This is a genomic window from Ruminococcus sp. NATIVEDY161 (assembly GCF_045819895.1).
Classification (GTDB): Bacteria; Bacillota; Clostridia; order Oscillospirales; family Acutalibacteraceae; genus Ruminococcoides.
Map to the genome: position 1 here is coordinate 689,704 of NZ_CP162392.1, position 21,877 is coordinate 711,580.

A 21,877-nucleotide genomic window follows, 5' to 3' on the forward strand; every position below is an offset into this window, starting at 1 on the left:
GTGTGCGGATTGCACAGCAAGATTTTTCGTCAGGTTGTACAAATAAATCAAGGTAAGGCTGACGCCTTGCCGAGATTTTTTGGGCAAGCTGACGGAATAATATTCAAGCAAGCCGTGCGCCTTGAATTGTGCGGTGTTGCCTTAACCATATTAACATATTAACTCCGATTTTTCAAGTAAATTGGGCAGGTATTAACGCCTGCCCATTGTAAATTATTATCAGTCAGCGCCTTTGAGCGCTTCAACCATATCTATCTTTTTGTTCTTACGCGCCACGGCAAGGCTCACGAGCAGCGATACGCCGAAGGTCAACAGAATTGACACGCTGTAGGTCAAAGCTCCGAGCATAAGCTTCATCTCATACTCGCCTGCAAGCGCAGTTAAAAGCCAGTTGAGAACACCCACGCCTGCCGGCAGACCGATTATCACTCCGATTACCGTCAGCCAAATATTCTGCGAAATCAGAAGCCTTGCAATCGCACGGTTTCTAAACCCCAGCACCTTTAGCGTTGCAAGCTCGCGCGAGCGTTCAACGTAGCTCATAATTCCGAGGTTGTACAGCACGACAACTCCGAGAATTACCGCGGCGATTACAAGGACAATCACCATTGTGTCCATAATCTCGACAAAGCTGCCAAAGGTATCCATAAGCTGAGCCTTGTCCTGCTTGCCCGAGATAAGGTCTGAGGAAGGAATATCCTCAGAATTAACGTCCGTGTAAATTGCCGAAACGGTATAGTCAATACCGAGCTTGTCAGCTAAGGCATCTGTCATCGTGACGCTTTCGGTCATAACAGCGCGGTTGTAGCCGATTACCTTCGCGGTGTAGGTATCCTTTGAGCCATATGGCGAAAACTCGATTGTATCGCCTATTTCGGCTTTGTCCTTTAGCCTCAGACAAAGGTAAACTCCCTCGTCGCTGAGGTTGATCCGCTTGTTGTCCTCGTCAATCACATTGAGCATATTGTGCGGATTGTGAACGACGTCGAGAGTGATTGTCTCGCCGTCAAGGCTTATGCCCTCTAAGCTCTCCCGGTCGCCGTCGAGCTCATTCGCTAAATTTACAGCCTTCTTTTTGTCGGCGTTATCGACTAAATTCACCTTTGTTGTGTAGTTTGAAATATCGTTGTTAAGCAAGTCGAGAAAGCCCGACATTGTGTCGCGCATTCCCAAGCCGCCGACCATAAGCACCATACAGCCTGCTATGCCGAACAAGGTCATCGCAGAACGGCTTTTGTGGCGGCTCAAATCACGGATATTCCACTTTGTGCCGAAACGAAGCTTATCCCAAAATCTGAATTTTTCGAGAAAAACCTTGCGCATTTTCTTAGGCGAATACGGTCTGAGCGCGTCAGCCGCCGTGCCCTTTAGCTGACTGCGTACCGACAGGTAGCTGATTAGCGTGAGCAAGCCGATAGTGCCTGCCATTACGGGATAGCAAAACGGCGGAATTACTGCCGACCAGTCGGGCATATCAAAGAAAGTGCCCATCGTTCCGTTTTCGCTCATTATCAGCTTGCAGACGGCGTAGCCGAGGGCTATTCCAAGTGCCGTGCCGAACAGCCCGATAAACAGTCCATAAGAGGTGTAGTGGAGCAAAATCCTGCGGTTCTTAAAGCCAAGCGCCTTTAATGTGCCGATTTGGAGCTTTTCCTTGGTGGCTATGCGGTGCATTGTCGTGACCATCGTGAGTATCGCGATTGCGAGGAAGAGCACGGGCAGTACCGAGCCCATTGTCTTGCCTTCCTCGGCTTCGCCCTGAGATTCCTTGAACACAACGTGGTCGTCCTTGGGAGTAACCATAATCGTCCGCCCGAGCTTGTCCTTGACCGCGCTTTCAAGGCTCTGCTTGTCCAAATCCGAAATCAGATTAATCTGTGCGAACACGGCGTTTTCCGCCTTCTCCAAAGTATCGTCCGTCACAAAGATATTAACAAGACTGTCGTCGGCAAATTCAGACGGAACTCCCGACTTTGTCAGCTCGTCCTTAAAAGAGCTTTTCGCCTTGTCGCTGACAAAGCTTTTAAGCTTTTTCGGCGTGATATAGGCGTAGCCGAAGGTGTTGTAGTCGGGCATCATCTGGTTTTTATCGGCAACGCAAATCATATGCTCGCCTGCCTTGATAAGCCCCACAATCTCGCCCGAGAGCTCAACGCCCTGATATTCGAGCGTTAAGGTATCGCCCAAAGAATAACCGTTAAGAGAAGCGAATTTATCCGACAGCCAAAAGCCGTCGCTGTTTTCGTCATACTCCGCGCCCTGCATTACCGTGAAGGTTGATACCGTGTAATTTTCGCTGACGTCGAGCGCGAGGGATTTGTTCTTCTCACCCTTAATATCGAGGTTGACCGAGAGAAAGCGCGTGGCGGAGTCAACGCCGTCAATCTGCGAGATTTTCTCCAAATCACCGCTCGTGAAGCCCTCCTGCGAATACAGGCGGTAGTCGGCGTAACGAGTTTGGTCAAAGAACTTGAACGTGTCGTGCTCGATTGTCGCCCACTCCATATTGAAGCCCAAAAACATACCCATACCGAGCGTTATCATAATTATCATCGAGATAAACTGAGCCTTGTAGCCCCACGCGGTACGGAACAACTTGCGTATAAGCATTACCACTCCACCTCGTCGGCGCTCATCGGGTTTTCCTGCTCCGTCATTGAGCGAATTTTTCCGTTTTTAACGCGGATTACAACGTCCGCCATTTTCGCAATACTCTGGTTGTGGGTGACGATTACTATGGTTTTGCCGTAGTTTCTTGCCATGCTGAGCAACAGCTTGAGCACCATAACGCCTGTTTCGGAGTCGAGCGCGCCTGTCGGCTCGTCACAGAGCAAAATCCTCGGATTCTTGGCAAGCGCTCTGGCAATTGAAATTCTCTGCTGTTCACCGCCCGAGAGCTCGGCAGGAAAGTTGTGCAGATGGTCCTGTAAGCCGACCTCGGCTACCATCTTTTTAGCGTCGAGCGAATTAGGCGAAATCTGCGAGACAAGCTCGACATTCTCGTACACCGTCAGAGTGGGTATCAGATTGTAAAACTGAAATACAAAGCCCACCGTCGCGGCGCGGTAGTCGGCAAGCTCGTTGTCGGAAAGGGTGCTTATATCCCTGCCGCCGACGGTGATTGTGCCGCTTGTGGGGCTGTCAAGACCGCCGAGAAGGTTGAGCAATGTGCTCTTGCCGGCTCCCGACGGGCCGAGTATAACCACAAACTTGCCCTCATCAAGCTCAAAGCTCACGTTATCAAGCGCCTTTAGCTCGTGCTCGCCGCTTTTGTAAACCCTTGTAACCTTGTCAAACTTAACTATCGACATACTTACCTCCCGAAAAGCGAAAAGCGCTTTTTCTCATACGGCTCTGTTTTTACCGAAATCACCTTGTAGCCTGTTTTGTCAATGGCGTTTTTGACTGCCGCTTCGTCGAGCGCGGTTTCGCTGATAATCTCGGTTATGCCCTTTTTATGCGAGGAGCTTACCTTTTTAATCTCAAAATCCTTACGGATTACATCGTTTATATGGCTTTCGCACATCGGGCACATCATTCCGTCAATCGTTAATGTCGTTTTAATCATATATATCAGTCCTGTCTTTGATAATGTTAGCCTATGCTAACCTTTGCGCAAAATTAAAAGCGTCACGCAATAAAACAGTTAGCGTTCGCTAACTATATTATAAATTAGAATACCCGTTTTGTCAAGCTACAATGCGAAAATCAAACGGTCAAGACCGTACCCTATAAAAATCAATAAGAATAACAATGCAAAAACGCCTGCAAAAGCAGACGTTCATGCAAAATAATAATGAAATTGGTATTGGATCGGCAAACCGTTGTACCGCTACGATGCCTTTCGGTAGTCCCGGTGTGCCGTATTCAGGAAGCATAATTAATAAATATATTTTAAGCCAAAGCCGCGCCAAGCGCCTTGCAGGCTGCAACAGCCTCGTCGCCGGGAGCTTCGTTAGCCATTACAGGCTCGCTTACAAGGGTAACGCCTGCAGATTTGCAGGTTTCCTCCCAGTCGCGCATCCACTGACCGTCTCCCCAGCCGTATGAGCCGAAAAGACCGATTTTCTTATCCTTAAGTGCAGGCAGAACCGCATCAAACATCGGCCGGAACTCATCCTCCTCGAGCACCTCGTCGCCCATTGCGGGACATCCGAAGGCTATCGAGTCAAACTCTGCGGCTTTATCCGCTGAAAAATCCGAAGCTGAAAATACGCTTACCTCAGCGCCTGCCTGTGCAGCGCCTTCCTTTACGGCGTCCGCCATAGCCTCGGTGTTACCTGTGGCACTCCAAAATACTACTGCTGTTTTACTCATAATAAACTACCTTCCTACGCTGATTTTTTAACGATTAATTTTGTAAATGATGTTCCGCTGAGCCATTTGGAATAATAGATGTCGGAGCATTTTTTATACTTGGCAAACTCGCGCAGGGCTTTTTCTTCATTACCGTAAACCTTCCAACAACCGCAGCATTTACAGCAGTTTCCTTTATGAAGAATAAACCCGCGGACATCCTCGGGAGGATAACCGAGGAAAAGTCCGATTTCGTGCGGAAAAGCCTTGCAGCGGTTAATTCTGCTTTTGAGCGTTTCGATACACTCGGTCAGCTCAAACCGCTTGTAGCCAAAGGATGAGAGAATATCTCTGGACTAAAAATCGCTCAAATCCTTTTTAAGCTTTGTCGGGCGATAAACATAAATCAAGGCGCGTTCCCTGCCAAATTCCAACGGCTGCATTTTTACTCCCCACGCGCCGAAACGCTCGTTAAATCGCTCTGCATAGCGCTTAAGTTCAGCCTTGTCTGTGTAGACGCAGCTGAAAAGGTTAGCGGTTTTCAGCCCCGCGAGGGTAGGAGAACAATGCTTAATTATCAAATCTTCCGACATCTGCGTATTCCTCCGAGGGATTTTACTATCAGTTAGCTATTGCTAACCGATATCCCGAAAATATGCATCCGCTATGGACGCCGTTGCATTTGATATTAATAATATCATAGGTTAGCGGTTGCTAACTGTATTGTAGTATACAGTATTTTTATCCGTTTGTCAAGGGGTAATTTTTTATTTTTTCATAATTTTAATATCGTAAAGGTCGTTTCGATTAATTTCACGCGCAATTCTTAAATAAACATTGCGTTTTCTTTATATATATGTTAAGATATATTTGGTTGTTTTGTATATAATATTCCGCTTTATGTGGAAAAATAAAGGAGGATTTTACGAAAGACCGCTCCAAAGTGATTTTCGGTAACGAAATCAGCGAAAGAGCCTACCGCAAGGCTCTCAACGGAAAGAAAAAATACATCAATAAGTACGGCGACGACAGCACTAAGAACTACCCTGTTAAGCTCGTAAAAAACGCCTGCCTTAACGAACCGCTCGGCGTTGAGGACATCCGCGTTGCCGAGGGAGAGAACGGAAGCTCCTTTGACCTTGAAAAGGGCTTAATCGTCGGCAACATTCGCATGGGCTTCGGCCATTACAGAATTTCAATTGCCATGGCAAGCGCCGCTCACGCGCTGGGCTACACCCCCTACTGGATGGACCTGAACTCTTATCCCAACACCACCTGCACCAAGGTAATCGGCGCTCAGAATGATTTATATTCGCTCGGCTCGCGCCTTTCGCAGAAAAGTCGGCTGTTCAACAAGCTGCTCTGGGAACCGCTCAACTATGAAGGCTTCAGACAGCTCACTTACAATTCATCCGACCAAAAAACCGCTGAATTGATGACGACGGTTTTTAAGAATATTCCAAAGGAAATTCCTGTTATCGGCACTCATGTATGGCCTGCGCAGGCGGCTCTGCACGCAGGAATGAAACACGTTGTAAACGCCATCCCCGATAACTGGCCGATGGCTTTGCACCTTGCCGAGGGCTCGGTTCACCTGATACAGACAAGGCAGTCGTATATGGGCTACAGAATTCTAAACGGAATGGCAAAGAAAAAGGTGCTTAAGCCCATGCCGCCCGAAAGCCTTAAATACACAGGTCACTACATCGACCACGAGCTTGTCGCGAATATCGAGAAGGACTGCGAGGCAAGGCTTAACCGCAAGAAAGACGGCAAGCCGATGCGCTTTTTGCTGACAATCGGCGGAGCAGGCGCTCAGCGAGAGCTCTTTGCCGCTGTAATAAAGCACCTTATCCCTGCGGTTAAGGAAAACCGCGCGGTTATCTACATCAACATCGGAGACTACAAGCAGGTTTGGGACGCATTAAAGCGCGACGTGCCGTCGCTCAATATGCTCGGCAAAACCCACTTTAACAACTGGGACGACACAAAAGCCTTCTGCGAAAACGCGATTGACGGCGAGGTTCAGGGCGTTCATGTGTTCTGCCACGAGAATATTTTTGAGGCGGTTTACTGCACCAATATTCTTATGCGCAGCGCCGACGTTCTGCTGACAAAGCCGAGCGAGCTTGCCTTCTACCCCATTCCCAAGCTATTCTTAAAGCGTATCGGCGGTCACGAAAAGTGGGGAGCGATCCACTCCGCTGAATTCGGCGACGGAACGCTTGAATGTTCGGATATTCCGCACACCCTGCAGATGACTGATATGTTCCTGAACGAGGACGCTCTGCTCACCGAGATGTGCGAGGCAATAAAAATCAACAAATCCATCGGGCTTTACGACGGCGCGTACAAGGCGGTCAAAATCGCGATGGAGCTTAAAAACAGCAACTTGGGAGGATAATATGAAACGGCTAACCAAAAGACAAATGAGGATATTCGCGGTAGGTCAGCTCGGCTGGTCTACGCTCAGCGGAATTATCAACGGTGGTTCGTAACCTTTTACCTGCCAACGCAAAACGACATCAACTCAGGCGCTATTCAGTACATTATGCCCGGTCTTGTAATCGGCGGATTTTTAACAATTCTCGGACTTATCACGGCGCTTTCACGTGTATTTGACGCGGTTACCGATCCGCTTATCGCTTCGCTTTCAGACCGCAGTAAAAACAAACGCGGCAGACGTATTCCGTTTATGCAGTACGCGGCAATTCCGCTGTCGATTGTAACCGTGCTTTTGTTCTGCGCGCCTGTTGAGACGATCAGCGGATGGAACGTTGTGTGGATTTCGGTATTCGTTGTACTGTTCTACCTGTTTATGACGATGTACTGCACACCGTACAACGCGCTTATCTCGGAGTTCGGCAAAACTCAGGACGACCGTATGTACATTTCAACAGCGATTTCGCTGACCTTCTTTGCAGGCACACTGCTCGCCTACACCCCGTTTGTATTCGCAGGAATGCTGCGCGGAAGCGTCGGCTTTGCGTGGAGCTACCGCATTTGCTTTATCGTGCTGGCGATAATCTCCTGCATTTGTATGCTTATCCCGACCTTCTTCCTAAAGGAAAAGGAATTTGTTGACACAAAGCCGTCGAACGCAAATATGTTCAAGTCGCTCGGCGCAACCTTCAAAAACAAAAGCTTCCGCACCTTTGTCGGCTCCGACATTATGTACTGGGTAGGACTTACTCTGTTCCAGACTGGTCTGCCGTTCTTCGTTAAGGTTTCGATGAAGCTCGACGAATCCTACACCATGATTTTCCTCGGCGGAATGACGGTGCTCTCAGCAGTATTTTACCCGATTGTTCCGAAGCTCGTTAAGAAGTTCGGAAAGAAAAAGCTCGTAATCTCGGGATTTTTGGGACTTGCAATCGCTTATGTAATAACAGGACTTATCGGCGTAATCGGCACAACGGTTATCCCGGGCGTTGTTTACGGCGTTGTTATCTGCGTTATCGCGGCGTTCCCGATGGCACTGCTCGACATTATTCCGCAGTCGATTGTTGCCGACGTTGCCGAGGCTGACGGCTATGACACAGGCGAAAACCGCGAGGGAATGTTCTTTGCGGCGCGTACCTTTGCCATGAAGTTCGGTCAGTCGCTCGCTATGCTCGTGTTCACATCACTCGCCATCATCGGCACAACCCAGAACACCAACAGCAACGACATCACCGCGTCCGTTCTCGGTATGACAATCGTAGGCTTTGTAGCCGTTGCGTTCTGCACACTCGGCGCAATTATCCTCAGCTTCTACAACGAGAAAAAGGTTATGTCTACCATCGACAAAAATCAAAAAGAAAAGAAAATTTCTACCGAAACAGAAACCACCGAAAAAGGGTGATTTGATTGATTAAAAAATTAAAGGGCTCTCTGCCCTCTTTCCTGCTCGAAACCGAGCACACCTCATACATCTTTGCCGTGAGAAAGTCAGGGCATTTGGAGCACCTCTACTACGGACCGAAGGTGGCGATTTCGTCAAGCGAGGACTGCGAGGTTTTCCGCGAAAAGCGTGAGTTTGAGCTCGGCAACAGCATAATTTACTCCAAGGAACATCCCACCACCTTGCTCGAGGATATGTGCCTTGAGATTTCGTCGCCCGGTCATGGAGACGTGCGCGAGCCGTTCATTGAGCTTGTGATGAACAACGGCAGCCGAAGCCTTAACTTCCTTTTTGACTGCTACGAAATGAGCCATGGAGAGCTTGACTATACCACCCTGCCGACGGCGTACAGTGAGGACGGCAAAAGCGAGCACCTCTGCGTTAAGCTAAAGGACGGCGGAATGACGCTGGAGCTTCACTACCGTGTATTTGCCGAATGTGACGTTATCACGCGCTCGGCAAGGCTTATTAACGGCAGCCCCGGCTCGATTGAGATTGAACGCCTGCTGAGCACGCAGATTGACGTTCCGTTCAGCGGAGTAAGCGTTACGTCCTTTCACGGCGCGTGGGCGCGTGAGATGAACAAAAACACCGCGAGCCTGACCGCAGGAAAGTTCGTTATCGAGTCGCGCGCAGGCTGCTCGTCAAACCGCGCTAATCCGTTCTTTATGGTTCACGAGCCGAACGCAGGCGAATTCACAGGCGGCGTTTACGGCTTCAACCTGATTTACAGCGGCAATCACTACGCCGCGGTTGAGGTCAACGCCTACGGAAAGACGAGAATTACCTCGGGTATTCAGCCCGACGGCTTTAGGTACATCCTCAAAAGGGGCGAAGCCTTTGAAGCTCCCGAGGCGGTTATGACCTTCTCGACCAAGGGCTTTTCGGGACAGAGCGAGAATATGCACCGCTTTGTCAGCGAGCATATTGTCAGGGGTACTTGGAAAAACAAGCCCCGTCCTGTCCTGCTCAACAGCTGGGAAGCGTGCTACTTTAATGTGTCCGAAAAATCAATGGTCGCGCTTGCAAAAGCAGGCAAGGAGCTCGGAATTGAGCTGTTCGTTATGGACGACGGCTGGTTCGGAGAGCGCAGCAGCGACACATCTTCGCTCGGTGACTGGTATCCAAATCAGAAAAAACTGCCGACAGGCTTAAAGGGACTTGCGGATAAAATCAACGCGCTGGATATGCAGTTCGGCATCTGGGTTGAACCCGAGATGGTGAACACCGACAGCAACCTTTACCGCGAGCATCCCGACTGGACAATGGAAGTTCCCGGTCAGCTCCACTCCGAGGGCAGGAACCAGCGAATTTTAGACCTTGCGAACCCGAAGGTTCAAAACTTTTTGATAAATAAAATGACCGAGGTTTTCTCCTCAGCGAATATAAGCTATGTTAAGTGGGATATGAACAGGATTTTTTCCGACGCCTATTCCCAGTATCTACAGCCCAAAAATCAGGGTGAAACAGCCCACCGCTATATTACCGGACTGTACCGCATGATGAAGGCGCTGGTAGATAAATTCCCCGAAATTCTCTTTGAGGGCTGCGCCTCGGGCGGCAACCGCTTTGACCTCGGAATTCTCTGCTATTTTCCGCAGATTTGGGGCAGCGACAACACCGACGCAATCTGCCGCGCGACCATTCAGGAAGGCTACAGCTACGGCTATCCGCAGTCGTGTGTGGGCGCTCACGTCAGCGCAAGTCCGAACCATCAAACCCTGCGCTGTACCGCTCAGGAGACGCGCTTTGACGTTGCGGCGTTCGGAGTTCTCGGCTACGAATACGACGTAAGGGATTTGAACGCCGAGCAACGGCAGCAAATCAAATCCCAGATTGCCTTGTACAAGCAGTGGCGCGACGTTTTGCAGTACGGTCAATTTTACCGCATTTACTCGGGCAATCTGCACCAATGGATTTGCGTTTCCCCCGACAAGCGCAAAGCGGTCGGAATGCTGCTGCAGGAGCTTATGACTCCGAACACGCAGTCGCACAAGTTCTTTGCCTACGGGCTTAACCCCGAGCAAAAGTATAAGCTGTACAACAGTCAGCGCAAAATTGACATAAAGCTGTTCGGCAGTCTGATTAACACAATGGCGCCGTTCCACATCAAGCAGGACTCGTTCATCCACAACGTCGTCGCCAAATACTACAAGATGGACGGCGAGGCGGAGAGCTTCACCGCGACAGGCAAACTGCTGATGACCACAGGCGTTGCGCTGAGCTCGGCATTCTCGGGCACGGGCTTGAACGAACACGTCAGGGTATTCCCCGACTTTGCTTCACGAATTTACTTTATCGAGGCGGTCGATGAGGAAAAACCGCAGGAAAATTCAGAATTAAAAACTGAAGTAAAAACAGAAGAAAAAACTCAGGAATAAACATAACCGGCAGACAAAAACGTCTGCCGGCTTTGTTTTCACGCGAAAAAACCGGCGGTGACTGCTCACCGCCGGATAAAAGATTTGTTTGATTGTATTACATATCCTTCCAATAAGTAAGGAATGACTGCATTGCTGTTACATCTGAAATTGTTACATATCCGTCAAAGTCGAAGTCTGCCCATTCCATCTGCTCAACAGAGAGTTCCTCGATATAAGCAACGTATCTCTGAATCATTGTGGCGTCGTCGATGTTGATTTCGCCGTCGGCGTTAACATCGCCTATGCCCAGACCAACCGGCTCTGTCTCAGAGGGCTCTGTTGTAATAGGCTCTGTCGGAGCTTCGGGATCGGTTGTAGGTTCAACCGTTGTAGGAGCAACTGTTGTCGGCGGAACCGTTGTCGGGGGCACTGTAGGCTTTGCTGTTGTGGGAGCAACCGTTGTAGGAGCTGTTGTGGGAAGCGCCGAAATATAGGTTGCGTATTCAAGAACAAACCAGCCTGACTTGCCTGCATAGGTTGTGTAACCCCATACCCAGCCTGTGCTCGCCTCGGTGTAGAGGTGAGTTACGGTAACCTGAGTGTTCGAGGGAATTGTTGTAAGGATAGTGTTGCTTGTACCCGCGTGATATCTGAGGTTAACATAATCAGTTGTCTTGTAAATTCCTGTCTTGTATGTAGGAGCAGGAGCCGGAGTTGCGGAATCAAGCAGGTAAATAAAGCCCTGGAAGGTCCACCAGCTGTTGCCGCCGTAGTTTTTATCACTTGTAGAGCAGGTTGTAAGGTAGAAGGTTCTTCCGCCCCACTCTGAGTTTGAAAGTGTGATTGTACCGTTTTCAATCTTCTCTACAACCGCAACGTGACCGCCGCCGCTGTAGCACCAGCAGGCAATAGCGCCGAGCTTAGGTGTGCTGCCGTAGCTGTAATAGCCGCCGCTTTTGTTGTAGTCGTACCACTGACCTGCGCCGTTCCAGCTGAGCTTGGGAGTTGATTTCAAAATCTCATATGCTCTGCCGTAAGCGTATGCCGTACAGTTCGGCAAGCCGTAGCCGTACTTCTGAAAAACGTTATAGTTGCTGTTGTAATAATAAACGTTATTTGACTCCGGAGCGTTAAGCCTGGGAGTATATGTTGTCGCCGCACCGGCGGAAATGCCCATTGATAATACAGATGTTACAATCAGCGCAATTACTATTAAAACCGCGCTAAATCTTTTTGCTGCAATACGTATCAAGTTTATCTACCTCCAATCAGAATTTCATTTCTGAAAGTTTAGTAAGTGCTGTAACCTTTTTGTTACCACATACATATTGTAACACACAAATCGCGAAAAATCAAACCGTAATTACACCGATTATTACCAATATTCGGCGGTTTATTTGCTACAACATTCACAATATATTCGGTTGTTTCGGAGATAAGCCACAAATACTGGGTTTGTGCGGGCTTGTTAACCATATTATACCATAATTCTTTTAAAAAACAAAGATTTATTTCTAATTTGGAATAATATTATTTTTGAAGGGTGATATTATTTTTTTAGCTTATAAATCACGGAGGTTTTGGGATGAAAAAGCCGTTTGCACTGCTGATTTCGGCAGTTTTATTTTTATCGTTTTTCGGCTGTTCGGGGCAGGAAAATTCATCACAATCAAGTGCGACTGCTGACGAAGCGCAGTCGTCAAACGCTGCCGAAACGACAATCGCGGCAGCCATAGATGTTGAGTACAGCGACAAAAACCAGACAATCGGCAGCGAAATTTTCGGCTATATGGAAATACCCGATAACTTTACCGCACTGCCCGCCGAGGGCACGAGGAGCGATTTGCAGTACGCCGACCCGACGGGCACGACGGTGTATACGCTGAACATTATCTCGTCGGGGATTACGCCGTCCGCCGCTGTCGCGAGCATTGAGACGAACTTCAAAAACCTCGGAGCGCAGGACGTCGCGGTGGACTTTAACGGCTTTGTCGGGGATTTGGACGCGATTCAAATCGGCTGTACCTTCCCCACCGAAAAGAAAAACGCGACGGTTCTGCTCGTACCATCGCTCGACAGAATAAATTATATCGCCGCGGAGTACCCTGTCGGTGACACAAAAGCCGTGCAATACCTGCAAACTTGGACGCAGAAAAATAAAAAAAGTTAAGGAAAATAATCAAAAGCAAAAAAACACTTGCATTTTAAATTAATGTGTGGTAATATATTACTTGCGGTTAAAACAAACCGTTATGCGCCGGTAGCTCAGCTGGATAGAGTGTCTGACTACGAATCAGAAGGTCGGGAGTTCGAGTCTCTTCCGGCGCGCCAAATAAAACGGATACCCATTTGGGTATCCGTTTTATTTATTGTATCGCACGCCGTAAGAGACTCGAAGACGAGCGTGCCGAGCTTTAAGCGTTAGCGCAAATTTATATAGACATCACAGTAATGATTTGATATAATCAAAATGTAGATATATCACTGAGGTGGAATATGAAAAAGCTTGTTTCAATAATTATAGTTACTGCGCTGATTTTTATGTGCACGGGGATTTCGGCAAGCGCCGAGGGTACGGAGGTTTCCGTGCCGAAAATTGAGATTATTACAGAGAAAGGCAACGGCGCGTCGCTTCAAAAGGCCGACGGCTATGTTAACGCCGAAATAACAATTACAGATGGCGTCAACACACCGCTCAGCGGAAGCGTGCTTTTTAAGGTGCGCGGCAACAGCACGGCAATGTCAAGCATATCCAAAAAGGCGTTTACGTTCAAATTCGACAAAAAGACCGATGTTCTCGGAATGGGCAAAGGCAAAAAGTGGGCTTTGCTCGCGAATTGCTTTGACCCGACTTTACTTCGCAACTACACCGCATTTGAGCTTGCGCGCGAGATGGGCGTTCCCTACACCTCGGAACAGAGAATAGCTGAGCTGTGGCTCGACGGCGAGTACCGCGGCTGTTACACGGTTTACGAGCCTGTTCAACAGGGCAAGGACCGCGTTGATCTTGACATCGAGAGCAACGGCGGCAAAAATGACTTTTTGATTGAGCTTGAATCCACAAGGGTTGAGGAAGGCGTTACGTATTTGAGTGTAGGCGGAGTTCGCTTTGCCGTCAGCGAGCCCGAGGAGCCCGACGCGGAGCAGACAGCGTACATTACTTCCGTTATGACTGACATTGTGAACACCCTGCAAAAGGGCGATGAACATCAAATCCGAAGCAAAATTGACGTGGAATCCTTTGCGAAAATTTATTTTCTGAACGAGTTTATAAAAAATCAGGATTTCGGCTACAGCTCCGTGTTCTTTTTCTATAAAAACGGCAAGCTCTACGCAGGTCCGCCGTGGGATTACGATTTGTCGCTCGGCAACGTCAACGGTGAGCTAAACTCCGCAAACGCGAAGGCGGCAAGCGTAAGCGACGGAATTATGCAGGACAAGAAAAACCTGTACAAGTGGCTGTGCAATAAGGACTGGTTTCAAAACGAAATTAAGCTCGTATTCCTGAAAAACTACGGTTATATCAAAAACATCTCGGCTGACGGCGGTATGCTCGACAGCCTGAGAGCTCAGTACAGCGGCGTGATCAACCGCAACTTTCAGAAGTGGTCGGTAAAAAGATGGTGGCTTAATTACCAAAAAATACCGTTCGCCACATATGAGGAAAACTACGCTTTTCTAAAGCAATGGACTGCCGAGCGAACCGCTTGGCTGAGCGATTACTACGGCGTAAACGAGAATTCATATGTTTTGGGAGATACCGACCGCGATTACTACGTGACAATCTCCGACGTCACCGCGGCTCAAAAGACTTTGGCGGAACTGCCCGTGACTGAATTCAACAGCGAGGCTGCGGATGTTGACGGCAGCGGCTTGAACATTGATAACATCACAACCATTCAGCGTTATATCGCCGGGTATGAGGAACCGTATAAAATCGGCGGCGTTATGAGAGGAACAAGGGCATAAAAATGAAGCTTGAAAATATCGACAAAGGCAAGGAGTTCGACTTCGGCTTAACGTCAGATTATTACGCAAAGTACCGCGATATTTACCCGAAAAGTATGTACGAAAGGCTGATTTCGTTTGGTATCGGCAAAAGCGGTCAGAGAATTCTCGACCTCGGGAGCGGTACGGCGGTTTTGCCGTTAAACCTCGCGCATACAGGTGCGGATTTCACCGCGACGGACATCTCGGAAAATCAGATAAATTATGGCAAAGCGCTCGTTAAGGCGAAAGGGCTTGACAATATTTCCTTCAAGGTCTGCTCAGCCGAGAAAACGGGCTTTGCGGACAGCAGCTTTGATGTTGTCACGGCGGTGCAGTGCTTTCACTACTTCAACGCCGAAAAAGCCGCGGTCGAGATATGGCGCGTGCTTAAACCCGGCGGACTTTTCTGCAAAATTTTTATGGACTGGCTTCCGTACGAGGACAGCGTTATCGCTGAGATGGAAAGCCTTGTGCTGAAATACAATCCCAACTGGAACGGCTGCGGTTTTAAGGAGTACAAATTCATCTTCCCTGACTGGGCGAAAAACCGCTTTGATATAGAGAATGTCTGCTCCTACAACACCGAGCTTGAGTTCACAAAGGAAGCGTGGCTCGGCAGAATAATGAGCTGCCGCGGAGTAGGCGCAAGCCTTTCAAAAGAAAAAGCAGCGGAGTTCGAAGCCGAATACCGCCGTATCTTAGAAAAATATGATGAACCGCTTAAACTAAAGCACCAAATCCACATTGAGATTTATAAAGTTAATAAATAAGACAAGAGGGCTGCCGCTTAACATGCGACAGCCCTTATATTATCTATCAGGGAAAAAGATAATTATTTGCCTCTTGCAACATATGAGGTGTGAAGCAGCTCGTGAGCCTTGTGTGAACCGGGCTTCTCAAGATACTCGTCGTAGATTGCCTTAATCTCGGGGTTATCGTGAGACTTTCTGTACTCAAGGCTGAGGTCGTCCTCGTAGAGAGCCTTAGCTCTGAGAGCCTTGAGGTCGGTAAAGTTTCTAACGTGACCGGGCTGAATGGGCTGACCGCCGCCGTTTACGCAGCCGCCGGGACAGCACATAACCTCGATGAACTGATACTCGCTCTTGCCTGCTCTGATTTCGTCAAGGAGCTTGGCAGCGTTCTTAAGTCCGGAAGTAACCGCAACCTTAACCTGCTTGCCGGCAATTTCGTAAGTAGCAGTCTTGATATCGTCAGTACCGCGAACCTCGGTGTAGTCAATCTGCTTGAGATCCTCGCCTGTGAGAACGTCAGCAACGGTTCTGAGGGCAGCTTCCATAACGCCGCCTGTTGCGCCGAAGATTGTACCTGCGCCTGAGCCGATAGCCATAATCGGGTCGAAATCCTCGTCGGGAAGCTCGTTAAACTGGATACCTGCGGTCTTGATCATCTTTGCAAGCTCGCGGGTTGTGATTGAAATATCGTTATCCTGCATACCGTCACGGCCCTGGTCGTCACGCTTAATCTCAAACTTCTTAGCTACGCAGGGCATTACCGATACAACAACGATGTCCTTCGGGTCAATGCCTGCCTTCTCAGCGTAGTAGGACTTAATCATAGCGCCCTGCATCTGCTGGGGAGACTTACAGGTTGAGAGGTGAGGAATAAGGTCGGGATAGTAGTGCTCGCAAAACTTAACCCAGCCGGGTGAGCAGGAAGTGATCATCGGGAGAGTACCGCCGGTCTGAACGCGCTCGATAAACTCTGTACCCTCTTCCATAATTGTGAGGTCGGCGCCGAAGTTGGTGTCGAATACCTTGTCGAAGCCGAGCATCTTAAGAGCGGCAACCATCTTGCCCTTTACGTTTGTGCCGATGGGCATATCAAAGCACTCGCCGAGTGTAGCGCGGATTGAGGGCGCTGTGTGAACTACAACGTGCTTTGTGGGGTCTGCGATAGCCTCGAACACCTTTGCGGTGTCGTCACGCTCAACAAGAGCGCCTGTGGGACAAACAACGGTGCACTGACCGCAGCTTACGCACGGAACATCAGCGAGCTCAGCGTTGAACGCGCAGCCGATTTCGGAATCAAATCCGCGGTTGTTAGCTCCGATAACGCCTACAAACTGCTCCTTACAAGCAGCTACGCAGCGACGGCAAAGGATGCACTTGTTGTTGTTTCTTACAAGGTGGAGAGTTGAGTTATCCACGGGATACTCGGTCATCTCGCCCTGGAACTTAGTCTCATCTACGCCGTATTCAAGGCAGAGCTTCTGGAGCTCGCAGTTGTTGTTTCTGGGGCATGAGAGACATTTTTTATCGTGATTTGAGAGCAGAAGCTCAAGGTTGGTCTTTCTGTACTCGCGAATCTGAGGTGTGTTTGTATAAATCTCGGTGCCTTCTCTGTCGATGGGATATACGCAGGCAGCAACAAGGCTTCTTGCGCCCTTAACTTCGCAGAGACACATACGGCAGGCGCCGATTTCGTTGATTTCCTTTAAGTAGCAAAGCGTCGGAATCTTGATACCGAACTTATGGCAGGCTTCGAGAATAGTGGTATTTTTCTCTACCTGGTAATCTCTGCCGTTGATTTTAATATTCAACATTTCCATAGTTATATCTCCTTTCCTTAGCCTTTAATAATAGCCTTAAACTTACAGGTATCCATACAAGCGCCGCACTTAATGCACTTGCTTGTATCAATCTCATAAGCGGGCTTCTTCTTGCCGGGAGCGGTGTAATCTGTAACCGAGATAGCGCCGACGGGGCACTTCTTGGCGCACATTCCGCAGCCAAAGCACTTGTCTTTGATGATTGAATACTCGAGCAGATCCTTACAAACGCCTGCGGGGCACTTGTGGTCTACAACGTGAGCTACATACTCGTCTCTGAAGTAACGCAGAGTTGAGAGTACGGGGTTGGGGGCAGTCTGTCCGAGACCGCAGAGGGAATTAGCCTTGATAAAGTGGCAAAGCTGCTCCATCTCGTCAATAAGCTCGAGCGAGCCCTGTCCCTTTGTGATTTTGTCGAGCATTTCAAGAAGTCTCTTTGTACCGATACGGCACGGAGTACACTTACCGCAGCTCTCGTCAACGGTGAACTCGAGGAAGAACTTGGCGATATCAACCATACAGGTTGTCTCGTCCATTACGATAAGTCCGCCCGAACCCATCATTGAGCCGATAGCGAGAAGGTTGTCATAGTCAATCGGAATATCGAGGTGCTCCTCGGGGATACATCCGCCGGAAGGACCGCCTGTCTGAGCAGCCTTGAACTTTTTGCCGTTGGGGATGCCGCCGCCGATTTCGAATACGATTTCGCGCAGAGTTGTACCCATCGGGATTTCTACAAGACCGGTGTGGTTAATCTTACCGCCGAGAGCGAATACCTTGGTACCCTTGCTCTTCTCGGTACCCATTGAAGCGAACCAGTCAGCGCCCTTAAGGATAATCTGGGCGATGTTCGCGTAGGTCTCAACGTTGTTGAGGATTGTGGGCTTCTGATAAAGACCCTTAACAGCCGGGAACGGAGGACGGGGTCTGGGTTCTCCGCGCTTGCCTTCGATAGAGGTCATAAGAGCGGTTTCCTCGCCGCATACGAACGCGCCCGCGCCGAGACGGAGCTCGAGGTCAAAGTCAAAGCCTGAGCCGAAGATGTCTGTACCGAGCAGACCGTACTCGCGAGCCTGGTCGATAGCGATTTGCAGACGCTTAACGGCGATAGGATACTCAGCACGAACGTAAACTCTACCCTTTGTAGCGCCGATAGCGTAGCCTGCGATAGCCATAGCCTCAATCAGTGAGTGAGGGTCGCCCTCGAGAACCGAACGGTCCATGAACGCGCCGGGGTCGCCTTCGTCGGCGTTACAGCAAACGTACTTCTGGTCAGCGTCGTTAGCCGCGGCGAATTTCCACTTTAAACCTGTCGGGAAGCCCGCGCCGCCTCTGCCGCGCAGACCTGAATCGAGGATAGTCTGGATAACTTCCTCGGGAGTCATTTCTGTCAAAACCTTACCCAAAGCGGCATAGCCGTCCTGAGCGATGTAGTCGTCAATCTTTTCGGGATCGATAACGCCGCAGTTACGCAGGGCAACACGCTTTTGCTTAGCGTAGAAAGCGGTCTTGTTGAGGGACTTAATCTTGTCCTCCTCAACGGTCTCCTGGTAAAGAAGTCTGGTAACGATTCTACCCTTTAAGAGGTGCTCCTCTACGATTTCGGGAATATCCTCTATCTTTACCATTGAATAGAAGCTGCCCTCGGGGTAAACTACCATAATCGGGCCGAGCGCGCAAAGACCGAAGCAGCCGGTTGTGATAACGTTAACCTCTTTTTCGAGTCCGTTTGCCGCGATTTCTTCCTTTAATCTGTCAACTATTTTTAAGCTGTTTGAAGAGGTACAGCCGGTACCGCCGCAAACAAGTACATTAGAACGATACATATAGCCCTCCTTATTCAGCGTAAGCTCCGATAGTGTACTTGGAAACTACGTTTTTGTTAACAAGATGGTCGTTAACAACCTCAACAGCCTTTTCGGGGGTCATCTTAACGTATGTAACCTTTTCCTGACCGGGAATTTCTACTTCTACAACGGGCTCGTACTGGCAAATTCCGATACAGCCTGTCTGTGTAACTACGATATCGTCCGAGAGACCGCGCTTTGCAATCTCCTCAACAAAAGCGTTGAGAACAGGTCTTGCGCCTGCCGCGATACCGCAGGTTGCCATACCAACGAGCACCTTTGCAGCGTTGGGGTTTTCTTTTCTTAAATTAACATTTGCTCTTGCCTTATCTCTGATAGCCTGCAGTTCAGCTAAAGATTTCATTTTAATTGGCACCTCCGTATATAATTTGAGTTTGTTCTTCTAAAAATGCGTGAATCCAATCCAAAACGTCGGGCGTGTCAAGGCTTACTCCGTCGAGCACTTCCCTGAGCTCGCGCGTGTCGAGGGTAAAGGAGCCGTTATCGGTGCTGTGAATAAAGACAAAGTCGATATCGGGATTGCACCTGATTAAAATTTCAACGGTCGAGTTGATATCCCCGAGCGGAGTCATATCAACGTGGCTTTTAACATATGACGCAGTGGTCACTGTGCCCTTGCCGGGCTCTGACTTAATTGAAAAGCTGCCGCCCGTCTGTTCGGCGGACATCTTGAACAGCGGAACTCCCAAGCCCACCTTGCGCGTTGTGCGCGTGGTAAAGAACGGGTCGATAACCTGCTGAACCTGCTCCTCGGTCATACCGCAGCCGTTGTCCTCAATAGAAATTGTAAGTCTGTCGTTTTTGTCGCTCTCGTCAACGGTGATTGTGACGAGGCTTGCCTCTGCCCTGACAGAATTCTGGGCAACGTCCATTACGTTTAAGGATAACTCTCTCATTAGTCCTGATACTTTTTGAGCACGTCTTCAACGTCGTCAACGGTAAGTCTGCCGTAAACATCGTCGTTAACGGTGATTACCGGAGCGAGTCCGCACGCGCCGATACAACGGCACGCTGTGAGCGAGAACTTGCCGTCGGGTGTACATTCCTCCGCCTCAATACCGAGCTTTTCGGAAAGCTTGTTGAGGATATCGCCCGAGCCTTTTACGTAGCAGGCTGTACCGAGGCATACAGAGATATTGTACTTGCCCTTAGGAGAGAGCGCGAACTGTGAATAGAAGGTCGATACGCCGTACACTTCCTCAAGCGGCACGTTAAGACCTTCCGCGACCATTTTCTGAACCTCAATCGGCAGATAACCATAAATCTCCTGAGCCTCCTGCAAAACAGGCATTACAGCACCGGGATCGTCAATGTTCCTGGCAATGACTTCCTTTAACTTTGCTTCCTGCTCAGGTGTTCCCGAAAACGGGATACTGCTGATTTTCTTTTGCATCGTTTTTCCTCCCTGAATAGAATAGTAATCGAATTGCTAATTGCAAAAATCGCAAAATTTGCAATCCTGTCGGGTGATTTTCATAAAAATATACACACTCACCCAACTATTGCTTTATATTATAACATAAAACTTTATGAAAGTCTATACGTTTTTTACAATGGAAACAATTTATTTCGACAAATTTTGATAAATTTTTCCGAATGAGAATTAAAGAGGTGTAAAATGTAAAACATAGAATTACTTTAATTACAGAGAGATATTTAAAGAGAGAGAATAAATAGAAAACCTGCCGTTGCAATTTAATTGCAGGCAGGTTATTTTCTCTCTTATTTTCTCTTTTCTCTTTATCTTTCTCTTTATCTTTCTCTTCTTTTTTATCTTTATCTTCCCTGCTTTTGTATTCAATTGTAGCTTCAGCCTTTTGGGCGGTTCAGGAAGCTTATTATACACTCTGCCGAGAGCTCGTCAAGCTCCAATGTGTTTTCCGCGTCGCGCATATTTTCGAGGTAATGCGCGTCGGAATTCGTCACGATGTTCAGTGTGTCGAGAATCGGATGAAGCTTCCGCAGTCCTTCGAGCTTTGTTATGTCGGCAAGCTCCGCGGTTGTAAAGCCGCAGTACTCGTCAATCTCACCGAGCACGGAAAGAATTGACAGGCTGTCGCGGTCGATGTGCGCAGGGTAGCAAATTCCGCCGAAGTCCGCGACGATTTTGTGGGCGTTCATAATGCTGATTTCGCTCGCAGGGATAAGCAGGTGCTCAATCTCCCCTATCTCCTCGTCCTCGGAGTTCATTATGACCTGCCTACCGTAGATTTCGGCGCGGTTTTTGACCTTAATTCTGTGGTTATCGACATATTCGCTCCAGTCAAGGGCGCGGTCAAGCGTCGGGAACAGGCACACCGCGTGGATATCCTCGCTGGTGGTCAGCTCCATTCCCGGGATTACGTAAACTCCGTTGCGCTTGCCTGCCTCAATCGCCGCCCCGCAGTTGAGCGAGGTGTTGTGGTCGGTCAGCGCGATAACGTCGAGCCCGAGCAGCTTTGCCATACCCGTGATGTTGTTCGGAGTCATATCCATATCTCCGCACGGCGACAGACAGGAGTGAAGGTGTAAATCGTAAAAATACTTCATATTAAATTAGCTTGCTTAGCTCCACCGCGAGAGTGTAGCTGTTTTTATCGGTCGAGAGGATTGTAACGTCGTGCATTTCAGCCTTAGCCTTTGCTTCGTCATCGAGCGCGGCGCTTTCGACAAGCACAATACAGCTTACGTCGGCAAGGGTGGCGACCGCGATGGAATTGATGTTGCCCATAACCGTCAGCCACGCGCTGTCGGCAGGCGCTCTGCCCATTACCCAGCTGAGCAAATCTCCGATATAGCAGTCATTAATCTCCCTGTCAAGCTCGCCCTCAACGTGGATTTTTAAATCGCATTTTTCAATAAAATCTTTTACTGTCATAGTTACCTCGTAAACTCGAATTAATAATTACGATAATAAACGCAAGTTTAT

Annotated in this window: 18 protein-coding genes, 1 tRNA gene and 1 pseudogene; 7 read left to right on the plus strand and 13 right to left on the minus strand. The window is 48.9% G+C overall.

Going from position 1 to position 21,877, the window contains the following annotated elements:
• Positions 1–219: 219 nt before the first annotated feature.
• The 5 genes and pseudogenes from AB1I50_RS03340 to AB1I50_RS03360 form a co-directional block, all read right to left on the minus strand.
• Complete coding sequence (locus tag AB1I50_RS03340) at positions 220–2,610, minus strand: ABC transporter permease (RefSeq protein WP_407724799.1); 2,391 nt, start codon at positions 2,608–2,610, stop codon at positions 220–222.
• Positions 2,610–3,311, minus strand: coding sequence for an ABC transporter ATP-binding protein (locus tag AB1I50_RS03345; protein WP_407724801.1), 702 nt, complete (start codon positions 3,309–3,311; stop codon positions 2,610–2,612). Before AB1I50_RS03345 ends, AB1I50_RS03340 begins: the two co-directional genes overlap by 1 nt.
• A gap of 2 nt (positions 3,312–3,313) precedes the next feature.
• A complete protein-coding gene (locus AB1I50_RS03350; protein WP_407724803.1) occupies positions 3,314–3,568 on the minus strand; it encodes a heavy-metal-associated domain-containing protein in 255 nt (84 codons plus the stop codon).
• A gap of 326 nt (positions 3,569–3,894) precedes the next feature.
• Positions 3,895–4,317 (minus strand): flavodoxin, encoded by a 423-nt coding sequence (locus tag AB1I50_RS03355; protein WP_407724804.1) that lies wholly within the window; start codon positions 4,315–4,317, stop codon positions 3,895–3,897.
• A gap of 14 nt (positions 4,318–4,331) precedes the next feature.
• Positions 4,332–4,889 (minus strand): annotated as a pseudogene (locus tag AB1I50_RS03360) (DUF3793 family protein).
• 350 nt (positions 4,890–5,239) lie between these two features.
• On the opposite strand from AB1I50_RS03360, the gene AB1I50_RS03365 reads away from it, so the two are divergent.
• The 3 genes from AB1I50_RS03365 to AB1I50_RS03375 all read left to right on the plus strand — a co-directional run bounded on the left by AB1I50_RS03365 (position 5,240) and on the right by AB1I50_RS03375 (position 10,560).
• Positions 5,240–6,700 (plus strand): DUF6937 domain-containing protein, encoded by a 1,461-nt coding sequence (locus tag AB1I50_RS03365; protein ID WP_407724805.1) that lies wholly within the window; start codon positions 5,240–5,242, stop codon positions 6,698–6,700.
• A 147-nt stretch (positions 6,701–6,847) separates the two neighbouring features.
• Entirely contained in the window at positions 6,848–8,140 is a 1,293-nt protein-coding gene (locus tag AB1I50_RS03370; protein WP_407724807.1) for an MFS transporter, read from the plus strand.
• Positions 8,141–8,145: 5 nt separating this feature from the next.
• Positions 8,146–10,560 (plus strand): alpha-galactosidase, encoded by a 2,415-nt coding sequence (locus tag AB1I50_RS03375; RefSeq protein WP_407724809.1) that lies wholly within the window; start codon positions 8,146–8,148, stop codon positions 10,558–10,560.
• 97 nt (positions 10,561–10,657) lie between these two features.
• On the opposite strand, the gene AB1I50_RS03380 is transcribed toward AB1I50_RS03375, so the two are convergent.
• Complete coding sequence (locus AB1I50_RS03380; protein WP_407724811.1) at positions 10,658–11,794, minus strand: CHAP domain-containing protein; 1,137 nt, start codon at positions 11,792–11,794, stop codon at positions 10,658–10,660.
• Positions 11,795–12,127: 333 nt separating this feature from the next.
• Here AB1I50_RS03380 and AB1I50_RS03385 point away from each other — a divergent pair, with 333 nt between their 5' ends.
• The 4 genes from AB1I50_RS03385 (at position 12,128) to AB1I50_RS03400 (ending at position 15,302) form a co-directional block, all read left to right on the plus strand.
• On the plus strand, positions 12,128–12,712 hold the full coding sequence (locus tag AB1I50_RS03385) for a hypothetical protein (RefSeq protein WP_407724812.1): 585 nt from the start codon (positions 12,128–12,130) through the stop codon (positions 12,710–12,712).
• An 84-nt stretch (positions 12,713–12,796) separates the two neighbouring features.
• Positions 12,797–12,873 (plus strand) — tRNA-Arg (locus AB1I50_RS03390).
• A gap of 165 nt (positions 12,874–13,038) precedes the next feature.
• On the plus strand, positions 13,039–14,511 hold the full coding sequence (locus tag AB1I50_RS03395) for a CotH kinase family protein (RefSeq protein ID WP_407724813.1): 1,473 nt from the start codon (positions 13,039–13,041) through the stop codon (positions 14,509–14,511).
• A 2-nt stretch (positions 14,512–14,513) separates the two neighbouring features.
• Positions 14,514–15,302 (plus strand): class I SAM-dependent methyltransferase, encoded by a 789-nt coding sequence (locus AB1I50_RS03400; protein WP_407724815.1) that lies wholly within the window; start codon positions 14,514–14,516, stop codon positions 15,300–15,302.
• 62 nt (positions 15,303–15,364) lie between these two features.
• On the opposite strand, the gene AB1I50_RS03405 is transcribed toward AB1I50_RS03400, so the two are convergent.
• From AB1I50_RS03405 to AB1I50_RS03435, 7 genes are all read right to left on the minus strand, one after another.
• Positions 15,365–17,101: an NADH-dependent [FeFe] hydrogenase, group A6 gene (locus AB1I50_RS03405; RefSeq protein WP_407724816.1), complete on the minus strand. Its 1,737-nt coding sequence runs from the start codon at positions 17,099–17,101 to the stop codon at positions 15,365–15,367.
• 17 nt (positions 17,102–17,118) lie between these two features.
• Positions 17,119–18,927: an NADH-ubiquinone oxidoreductase-F iron-sulfur binding region domain-containing protein gene (locus AB1I50_RS03410; RefSeq protein ID WP_407724817.1), complete on the minus strand. Its 1,809-nt coding sequence runs from the start codon at positions 18,925–18,927 to the stop codon at positions 17,119–17,121.
• Between the two features lie 10 nt (positions 18,928–18,937).
• The gene (locus AB1I50_RS03415) at positions 18,938–19,312 is read right to left on the minus strand and encodes a (2Fe-2S) ferredoxin domain-containing protein (RefSeq protein WP_407724819.1); all 375 of its coding nucleotides are present in this window, start codon (positions 19,310–19,312) and stop codon (positions 18,938–18,940) included.
• 1 nt (position 19,313) lies between these two features.
• Positions 19,314–19,865 (minus strand): ATP-binding protein, encoded by a 552-nt coding sequence (locus tag AB1I50_RS03420; protein WP_407724820.1) that lies wholly within the window; start codon positions 19,863–19,865, stop codon positions 19,314–19,316.
• Positions 19,865–20,362, minus strand: coding sequence for an NADH-quinone oxidoreductase subunit NuoE family protein (locus AB1I50_RS03425; protein ID WP_407724822.1), 498 nt, complete (start codon positions 20,360–20,362; stop codon positions 19,865–19,867). The genes AB1I50_RS03420 and AB1I50_RS03425 overlap by 1 nt, the downstream gene beginning before the upstream one ends.
• 416 nt (positions 20,363–20,778) lie before the next feature.
• On the minus strand, positions 20,779–21,498 hold the full coding sequence (locus tag AB1I50_RS03430; protein ID WP_407724823.1) for a PHP domain-containing protein: 720 nt from the start codon (positions 21,496–21,498) through the stop codon (positions 20,779–20,781).
• Between the two features lies 1 nt (position 21,499).
• Complete coding sequence (locus AB1I50_RS03435) at positions 21,500–21,826, minus strand: DRTGG domain-containing protein (protein WP_407724825.1); 327 nt, start codon at positions 21,824–21,826, stop codon at positions 21,500–21,502.
• Positions 21,827–21,877: the final 51 nt, after the last annotated feature.

What these genes read in the sequence shown, in the direction of transcription:
- AB1I50_RS03425 (WP_407724822.1), bottom strand. Translation starts at nt 20,362, where the DNA reads ATGCAAAAGAAAATCAGCAGTATCCCGTTTTCGGGAACACCTGAGCAG.
- AB1I50_RS03435 (WP_407724825.1), bottom strand. Translation starts at nt 21,826, where the DNA reads ATGACAGTAAAAGATTTTATTGAAAAATGCGATTTAAAAATCCACGTT.
- AB1I50_RS03385 (WP_407724812.1), top strand. Translation starts at nt 12,128, where the DNA reads ATGAAAAAGCCGTTTGCACTGCTGATTTCGGCAGTTTTATTTTTATCG.
- AB1I50_RS03345 (WP_407724801.1), bottom strand. Translation starts at nt 3,311, where the DNA reads ATGTCGATAGTTAAGTTTGACAAGGTTACAAGGGTTTACAAAAGCGGC.
- AB1I50_RS03415 (WP_407724819.1), bottom strand. Translation starts at nt 19,312, where the DNA reads ATGAAATCTTTAGCTGAACTGCAGGCTATCAGAGATAAGGCAAGAGCA.
- AB1I50_RS03405 (WP_407724816.1), bottom strand. Translation starts at nt 17,101, where the DNA reads ATGGAAATGTTGAATATTAAAATCAACGGCAGAGATTACCAGGTAGAG.
- AB1I50_RS03340 (WP_407724799.1), bottom strand. Translation starts at nt 2,610, where the DNA reads ATGCTTATACGCAAGTTGTTCCGTACCGCGTGGGGCTACAAGGCTCAG.
- AB1I50_RS03370 (WP_407724807.1), top strand. Translation starts at nt 6,848, where the DNA reads ATGCCCGGTCTTGTAATCGGCGGATTTTTAACAATTCTCGGACTTATC.
- AB1I50_RS03410 (WP_407724817.1), bottom strand. Translation starts at nt 18,927, where the DNA reads ATGTATCGTTCTAATGTACTTGTTTGCGGCGGTACCGGCTGTACCTCT.
- AB1I50_RS03355 (WP_407724804.1), bottom strand. Translation starts at nt 4,317, where the DNA reads ATGAGTAAAACAGCAGTAGTATTTTGGAGTGCCACAGGTAACACCGAG.
- AB1I50_RS03395 (WP_407724813.1), top strand. Translation starts at nt 13,039, where the DNA reads ATGAAAAAGCTTGTTTCAATAATTATAGTTACTGCGCTGATTTTTATG.
- AB1I50_RS03420 (WP_407724820.1), bottom strand. Translation starts at nt 19,865, where the DNA reads ATGAGAGAGTTATCCTTAAACGTAATGGACGTTGCCCAGAATTCTGTC.
- AB1I50_RS03400 (WP_407724815.1), top strand. Translation starts at nt 14,514, where the DNA reads ATGAAGCTTGAAAATATCGACAAAGGCAAGGAGTTCGACTTCGGCTTA.
- AB1I50_RS03350 (WP_407724803.1), bottom strand. Translation starts at nt 3,568, where the DNA reads ATGATTAAAACGACATTAACGATTGACGGAATGATGTGCCCGATGTGC.
- AB1I50_RS03430 (WP_407724823.1), bottom strand. Translation starts at nt 21,498, where the DNA reads ATGAAGTATTTTTACGATTTACACCTTCACTCCTGTCTGTCGCCGTGC.